The following is a 7,144-nucleotide window of genomic DNA, read 5'->3' as shown; positions in this document are numbered from 1 at the left end:
GGACAACGGGTGCGGTATCCGAAGAAGTGGTTCAGCGGTACATCGAACAGACTGAACACTAAGCGGTGTGTCGGGCTTCACCCCCGCGTCCGGTGACGCGGGGAACTCGCCCTTGAAACCAGTTAGACCAGTCGGTGACACAGGCACGCTTCGTCGCCGAGGCTTCGTTCAGTGGGGTTCCCATCGAGTTGGATCTCCAGGTCACCGAAGCCGTCGAGCGCGACGAGGACCTGATTGTGACTATCGGTGGCTACCCACGGCTCCTGCGGGGCCAAGAACAAGACAACGTCCGGGCGCTCGCCGAAGCGGTCACCGCTGACGTCTCCGACGACATTGAGCAAATCGATTCGGACGACGAATCCAACAACGAAACCGAGTCGGAGTCGACCAACGACTCGGACGACGATTCGGACGATGGCATCGACCTCACCAGTCGACTCGACTGAGTCTGGCCGACTTCATTTATAAACCTGGATCGAGCCTGACGATCTGTTCGGGACTACTTCGTTCGCTTGATCTCGCCGCCGAGGTCGCCGACCACATCGAAAAAGTCGGGAAACGAGACGTCGACGTGCTCGGCCCCGGTGACGGTGACCGTCCCGTCGGCGACCAGTCCGGCGACCGCCAGCGACATGATGATCCGGTGGTCGTGGTAGCCGTCGACGCGTGCGCCCGACAACGTCGAGTCGCTGCCGTGGATCGTCAGCACGTCGTGTTCCTCAGTGACCTCAACGCCGAGTTTTGCCAACTCGGTGGCCATCGCACTCACGCGGTCGGTCTCTTTGTACCGGACGTGTTCGCAATTCTCGATGACGGTGTCGCCCTCGGCGACCGCCCCGAGTACAGCGATCGTCGGCAGTAGATCCGGTGTATCGCCGACGTCGACCGTCGTCCCGGTGAGGTCGGATCGCTCGACGGTGATCTCTCCGGCCTCGCGGTCCCACTCGATGGCTGCGCCCATCGCTTCGAGCACGTCCACGATCGCGCTGTCGCCCTGGGCGCTCGGCTGGGCACCCTCGACGACGACCGACTCGCCGTCTTCGGCGGCGAGTGCGCCCGCTGCAAGAAGGTATGACATCGACGAGAAATCGCCAGGGACGTGATACTCGCCACCCTCGGGCGCGTACGTCTGACCGCCGTCGACGACAAAGCCCTCCGCGCCCGCCGAGCGAACACCGCCCGCGCCGGTCGCGCCGACCGGTTCGGCGGTGACTCCGAAATCGTCGAGCAGTTCGAGCGTGATGTCGACGTAGGGAGCGCTTTTGAGTTCGGTCGTCAGGTTGAGTTCGATTCCGGTTTCGGTGACCGCTCCGGCCATGAGGAGTGCGGAGATGTATTGCGAGGAGACGTCGCCCGGGATGTCGATCTCGCCGCCGGCCAGCGGCCCCTCGATGACCAGTGGTGCCTGTCCGTTTCGTCGGCTGCTTTCGGCGCGGACACCGAGTCCAGCGAGCGCCTCAAGCAGCGGACCCTGTGGCCGCGAGCGGAGCGAGTCGTCGCCCGTGAGAACCGTAATACCGTCGGCGAGCGCGGCGGTCGCGGTCACCAGTCGCATCGTCGTTCCGCTGTTGGCACAGTCGATCACGTTATCGGGAACATCGGGTCGACCGTCGAACCCCGTTATGTCGAGCGCCTCAACGCTATCGTCGCTGTCGTCATGGCCCGCTACCTGGCCGCCGAACAGGTCAACCGCACGCATCGTCGCCCGGGGATCGGCGCTGTCGAGTGGGTTGTAGACGGTCGCGCTGGCGCTGTAGCCAGCAGCCAAAATCGCTCGGTGGGTGTAACTTTTCGACGGCGGTGCGCGGGCACGGCCCGCGACTGTCGAGGTCGAAACGTGGACGTCCATACTCGGTGATACTGGCCGAAGGCTATCAGAATACCGAAGCCGGACTATCGCTACATTCGGCCAGTCGACGATACTCAATTCTTCTGTTCTTGCTGCTGTGGCTCGATCTCCGGGTGGCTATCGACTGCGTGGCCCTCGGATTCGCCCTCGAACTGAAACCCAGGGTCGTCTTCTGTCTCCGCTGTAGGGCCGTCGTCTGAATCGACTTCGTCGGGTTGATCGGGTTCGTCGTGTCGTTGGGCATGCTCGTCGGCCCAATGCAGCGGTTTCGATTCGTGTTGGAATGCGACCGCCCGCTTTTGAATCTCCTCGATTCGCGGCACACCAGTCACGTTCGATAGCAGGACGGTTGCCGTAATCTCGGTCGACTCGGCCAGCGGTTCGTCACCAGCCAGGATCTCGACAGTTCCCGTCTCGTCTTCGAGCAATTTGCGGCCGGTTTCGAACCCCTTTCGCGAGAGCTCTGCCGGCGGCCCGGACAGCACGAGCAGCACCCGATCGGCGGTCGAGACGTCACACGGAAGGGTAAGCTTCGATTCGAGCGCCCGCTTGACGAGTCGCTTGACCGTTCGGGCGTCGGTCTGTGGCTCACTGTCGGGCGTCCCCAAGCCGAGCAGTCGACGGAGTCGTACCACCCAGCTCTCGGAGTCGGGTTCGAGTTCGGTCTCCGCGTAGCCAACCGATGCAAGCCCACCGACTGCGAGCGTGCGCATGATGTCTGTGGGATCCATCCGCACTTCAGATAGCGTCTCGGTCTCGCGTTCACCGGCCGCGAACAGCGAGACGACACGGGTGGCGATCGCCCTATTGAGGTCGTCGTACCCCGTATCGTGGTGGCTCTCGATCCACGACTCGTTGTCGACCGGGACGACGGCGTCGGCCAGCGGGACGAACGTTCGGATCGCCCGCGCGGCGGTCCACGCCCGCTGGTCGGACTCCCCGCTCGTCGGCAACACGCCGAGAACGTACACCGGACTCTCGTAGATCGCCTGGAGCTCTTCGAGGAGGACAGCGCCGACGCCACAGCCCGTGCCGCCGCCAAGGCCAGCGACGATCATCGTCGCGTCGACCTCGGTATCGTCGATCGAATCGAGCGCTCGTCGGATCTCCGGCAGATCCTCGTGAGCGACCGTCACCGCGAGTTCGGGGTCGCCAGCCACCCCGGTCCGGACCGATTCGGCCTCGCCCTCCTGTTCGTCCTCGCCGACGGGGTCGATTTCGGTATACACCTCGGGATGGGTATCACCGACGACCACCTGTCGGCTCTCGTCGATATGGTCGACCGACTCGAAGGCCGCCTCGGTGGTGTTGATCGCCAGCACGTTGCCCTCGGTGAACGGCCGGTTGTGTCGCTCGGCAGTCGCGATCAGCTCGTCGACGAGCCGGGTGCCGGCGTTGCCGACGCCGAGAAGCGAGAGCTTCATCGCTCCCATCCCCGCAGTGGTTGCGTCGAACTCTCAGACGATCGGGTCGAGTTCATTGTTGTCGTCGGTGATCAGCGAGTTGATCTCTGCTTCACGAACCGCATCGAGCTCTCGTATCTTGTTTTGGGCGTCGACCGCCTGGTTCTGGATCTCCTTGATCCGCGGCGTCTCAGTAACGTTCGAGAGCAAGACGACCGCCGCAAGCGTATCGGAGTCCTCGCGCGGATCGTCGCCCGCCAACACTTCGACCGTGTCAGCCTCGTGTTCGAGCCACTCGCGGGCCGATTCGATCCCCTTTCGTGAGATCATCGACGAGGGTCCAGCGAAGACAATCAGTGCGCGGTCGGCGCTCGAAACCTCACACGGGATCGTGAGCCGGGAGTTGACCGCCCGGCGAACCAGCCCCTTGATTTTGGCCGCATCCGTCGAGTTCAGTTCGGGCTCCTCAGTGTTTTTGTACCGCGAGAGCAGCCCGTCGGGTTTGTCGAGATCAGTAGACGCATAGCCGATCGACGACACCCCACCGGTGTCGAGCGTCCGCATGATGTCGCTCGAATCCATCGCGTTCTCGCCGACCTCCGACTCGTCGACCTCTCCCGCAGCAAGCAGCGTCACGATCCGGGTGGCGAGTTCGCGGTTCATCTCTGCGTACCCCTCTTCGACTGTCTGGCCCCGCGAGCGCCAGGCATCGTTGTCGAATGCGATGAAGTTGTCGACCTTCGTGACGAACGACTGGAGCGAACGGGCGGCGTTGAGCGCAGGGCGGCCACCCTCGTACTCGCCCGGAAGCACACCCAGACCGTAGACGGGTTCGTCGTACATCTTCTGGAGTTCGTCGATTACCACGGGGCCAGCACCGCTGCCGGTGCCGCCACCCAGTCCGGCCGCCACGAGAATCGCGTCGACCTCGTGGATCTCAACATCGTCGAAGATGCGCCGGATCTCGTCGATGTCGTTTTTCGCCACCTCAGCGCCGACCTCACCGTCGCCACCAACGCCGTGGCCCTTGGCCTTCTGGTGGGTGTCACCGATCAGAATCCGGCGGTCTTCGGGGACGTATTTCGGTTTTGCGAGGTCAGTGCGGGCGGTGTTGATGACGAGGACGTGTCGACAGAGATCACGACCGGTCTGTTGTTCGAATTCGAGCATCCGATCGATGAGCTTACTGCCGGCGTTGCCGACGCCGATTGTTGCGAGTTTCATACCAATTGCCTCCGATTGCCGAAAGTCAGACACGGCGACTGATATATGTCTCGCTGAAACGTGACCGCGGGACCACAAGGAGTCGGGTACATTCTTCTGCCAACATTGTTTTTCAGCCAGACATATTAATATATGTCAGACAGTGACTCCCCCCAACAGCGATCCATTCGTTTGTCGACAGATGGAGGACGAACTACTTGTGGACTGGTCGACAACGTACCGTATGGAGCCGGACCTGTCGCCGCTCGACGCCCACCTCTCGGCACTCGGCGTCGACGCCTACCTGATTGACGCCGCCAGCACCAACTCGAACCAGCGATACCTCTCGGGGTTCGACGCCCCCGACCCGTTTGTCACCTGCTACAGGCCCGACGAACTCTCGCTGCTCGTCTCGGGACTGGAGTTCGGCCGCGCGAAAACCGAGAGCCGTGCCGACCGTGTCCGACGACCGGTAGCCTACGACAAACGGGCGTTAGTCGAGGCTTACGGACCGATCGAGGCAAGCCACCGCGTGGCAGCCGCCTTTCTCGACGAGGCGGGCGTCGACAGCGTCGCGGTCCCCGAGCGGTTTCCCGTCGGGACGGCCGACGGCCTCCGCGAGCAGGGCGTCGAGGTGGTCGTCGACACCGACGACGTGTTGGTCGACATCCGGGCGGTCAAAACGCCGACCGAACTCGAGCACGTCCGCGAGGCCCAGCGCGCCAACGAAGCGGCGATGGCCGCCGCCGAGCGGTCGATTGCCGACAGCGCGGTCGGTGAGGATGGTCGACTCACACTCGAAGGCCAGCCGTTGACCAGCGAGCGGCTCAGACGCCGGATCGAGCGTACGCTGCTGGACCACGACTGTGCGCTCGACGATACCATCGTCGCCTGTGGCAGCCAGGCCGCCGACCCGCACAATCGCGGTAGCGGCCCACTGTTCGCCAACCAGCCGATCATCGTCGACATCTTCCCCCGGAGTAAAGCCACGAAGTACCACGCCGATATGACGCGAACGTTCTGTAAGGGCGAACCGAGCGATGCGCTCGGAGAGTGGTACGACCTCACCGAGCGGGCGCTTGCTGCGGCCCTCGCGGCGATCGAGCCCGGAGCGACCGGCGAGGACGTTCACACGGCGGCCTGCGAGGTCTATGAGGACGCTGGGCTACCGACGCTACGCGCCGACCCGTCGACCGAGGTCGGATTTATTCACAGCACCGGCCACGGCGTCGGTCTCGATGTCCACGAGCGACCACGGCTCGGAACCAACGGTGGCGATCTGGTTGCGGGCCAGGTCATCACGGTCGAGCCAGGACTGTACGATCCGGCGGTCGGCGGCGTCCGCATCGAGGACATCGTGATCGTCACCGACGACGGCTACGAGAACCTCACCACGTATCCGATCGAGTTAGTCGTCGACTAATATGTTGTACTACAAGTAGCAGACGTGTACCTACGCGAAGCACTTCGCCGTTCAGACACCGAGTGCAGCTAACAGTTTGTCGTTCTCGTGTTTGCGTTTGACCGCAACGCGAACGTGCGAATCCAGACCGCGGAAGGTCGTTGCATCCCTGATCACGATCTCTGCACGGCGGGCCTCGTCGACGACCGCTTCGGCAGGCCGACTGGTTCGGAGCAGGAGAAACGGCGCATCCGAGGGATACACCTCGAAGCGATCCCCCAGCCGTTCGGCCATCCGTTCGCGTTCGACGTCGACGCGCTGGCGAGTGTCGACGACGAACTCGTCGTCGGCCAGACAGTGGGCTCCGACTGCGGCCGCAGGCGTGCTCAGTGTCCACGACAGCCGAGCCACGTCGAGCCGGTCGCGGAGCTCGCCGGTGGCAACCAGAAATCCCGCGCGGAGCCCCGGCAGCCCGAAGATCTTCGTCAACGAGCGGGCGACAACCACGCCGTCGACACCCGCCATCGACGGCCCGCCAGTGAAATCCAAAAACGCCTCGTCGATCAACAGCGTCGTTCCTGCGTTCTGACACCGCTCGGCCAGCTTTTGCAGAGCGGACGTCGGATACCGCTCGCCGGTGGGGTTGTTCGGATTGCAGACGATCACGACCGCGTGTGGCTCGGGGTCGACCGACGTGATCCCGCCGTGGTCGACGAACACCGGCTCACCACCTTTGAGCCGGACTTCTCTGGCATACTCGCCGAAACTCGGCGCTGGGATTGCAACGCTGTCACCGGAGTCGACGATTACCGACAGCAGCAGTCGGATTCCAGCAAGACCACCCGCTGCTGGAATAACCTGTCTACCGGTAACGCCGATGTACTCGGCGGCGGCGGCTCGAAACTCACAGTAGTCGTCGACCGGATACCGTTGGGCGGCCGAAAACGACGCCTCGTAAACTGACACAGTTCCATTAGGAGAAACAGGGTTCGTGTTCGCACTAAAATCGAGTAGTTGTGGATCCGACGTGCCTCCGTGTGGCACACGGCCCAGCGCATCAAACGGCTGAGATCCCATGCAACTGTAACCAGGGCAATACGCATAAAAGGTGGTTTTAATAACAACAATATATGCCGTTTTTACCGTATTAACTATTATATACTAGCACTACTTCTGGGGTTAATCCGGCAAGCTGATTGCCACGGCTGAAGAAAGAGAGCAATGAAAGAACTTGCACACGACCACGGAGATGCCGCAGGGTTTCTCAGAAGGTATCAAGCGTGTTTC

Annotated in this window: 6 protein-coding genes; 2 read left to right on the top strand and 4 right to left on the bottom strand. The window is 62.7% G+C overall.

Features of this window, described 5'->3' with window-relative positions:
* The first annotated feature begins 134 nt into the window (after nt 1–134).
* A complete protein-coding gene (locus tag O2S87_RS17530) occupies nt 135–446 on the top strand; it encodes a DUF6517 family protein (protein ID WP_475410039.1) in 312 nt (103 codons plus the stop codon).
* 53 nt (nt 447–499) lie between these two features.
* On the opposite strand, the gene aroA is transcribed toward O2S87_RS17530, so the two are convergent.
* The 3 genes from aroA to O2S87_RS17515 all read right to left on the bottom strand — a co-directional run bounded on the left by aroA (nt 500) and on the right by O2S87_RS17515 (nt 4,476).
* Nucleotides 500–1,849, bottom strand: a complete 1,350-nt coding sequence (gene aroA, locus O2S87_RS17525; protein WP_475410038.1) for a 3-phosphoshikimate 1-carboxyvinyltransferase — start codon at nt 1,847–1,849, stop codon at nt 500–502.
* 74 nt (nt 1,850–1,923) lie between these two features.
* Nucleotides 1,924–3,273, bottom strand: coding sequence for a tubulin/FtsZ family protein (locus O2S87_RS17520; protein WP_475410037.1), 1,350 nt, complete (start codon nt 3,271–3,273; stop codon nt 1,924–1,926).
* 33 nt (nt 3,274–3,306) lie between these two features.
* Complete coding sequence (locus O2S87_RS17515) at nt 3,307–4,476, bottom strand: tubulin/FtsZ family protein (RefSeq protein ID WP_475410036.1); 1,170 nt, start codon at nt 4,474–4,476, stop codon at nt 3,307–3,309.
* 223 nt (nt 4,477–4,699) lie between these two features.
* On the opposite strand from O2S87_RS17515, the gene O2S87_RS17510 reads away from it, so the two are divergent.
* Nucleotides 4,700–5,878 carry a M24 family metallopeptidase gene (locus O2S87_RS17510; RefSeq protein ID WP_475410035.1) on the top strand — a complete coding sequence of 393 codons (1,179 nt, stop codon included), beginning with the start codon at nt 4,700–4,702 and terminating at the stop codon, nt 5,876–5,878.
* Between the two features lie 51 nt (nt 5,879–5,929).
* Here the strand turns inward: O2S87_RS17510 and cobD are convergent, their stop codons facing one another.
* Nucleotides 5,930–6,934: a threonine-phosphate decarboxylase CobD gene (gene cobD / locus O2S87_RS17505; protein WP_475410034.1), complete on the bottom strand. Its 1,005-nt coding sequence runs from the start codon at nt 6,932–6,934 to the stop codon at nt 5,930–5,932.
* Nucleotides 6,935–7,144: the final 210 nt, after the last annotated feature.

The sequence above is a fragment of the Halohasta sp. A2 genome (genome assembly GCF_056175805.1).
This window is presented reverse-complemented; position numbering and strand designations above follow the sequence as displayed.

Bases quoted from the DNA above. Each gene is read 5' to 3' on its own strand.
- cobD (WP_475410034.1), bottom strand. From the start codon at position 6,934: ATGGGATCTCAGCCGTTTGATGCGCTGGGCCGTGTGCCACACGGAGGC.
- O2S87_RS17520 (WP_475410037.1), bottom strand. From the start codon at position 3,273: ATGAAGCTCTCGCTTCTCGGCGTCGGCAACGCCGGCACCCGGCTCGTC.
- aroA (WP_475410038.1), bottom strand. From the start codon at position 1,849: ATGGACGTCCACGTTTCGACCTCGACAGTCGCGGGCCGTGCCCGCGCA.
- O2S87_RS17515 (WP_475410036.1), bottom strand. From the start codon at position 4,476: ATGAAACTCGCAACAATCGGCGTCGGCAACGCCGGCAGTAAGCTCATC.
- O2S87_RS17510 (WP_475410035.1), top strand. From the start codon at position 4,700: ATGGAGCCGGACCTGTCGCCGCTCGACGCCCACCTCTCGGCACTCGGC.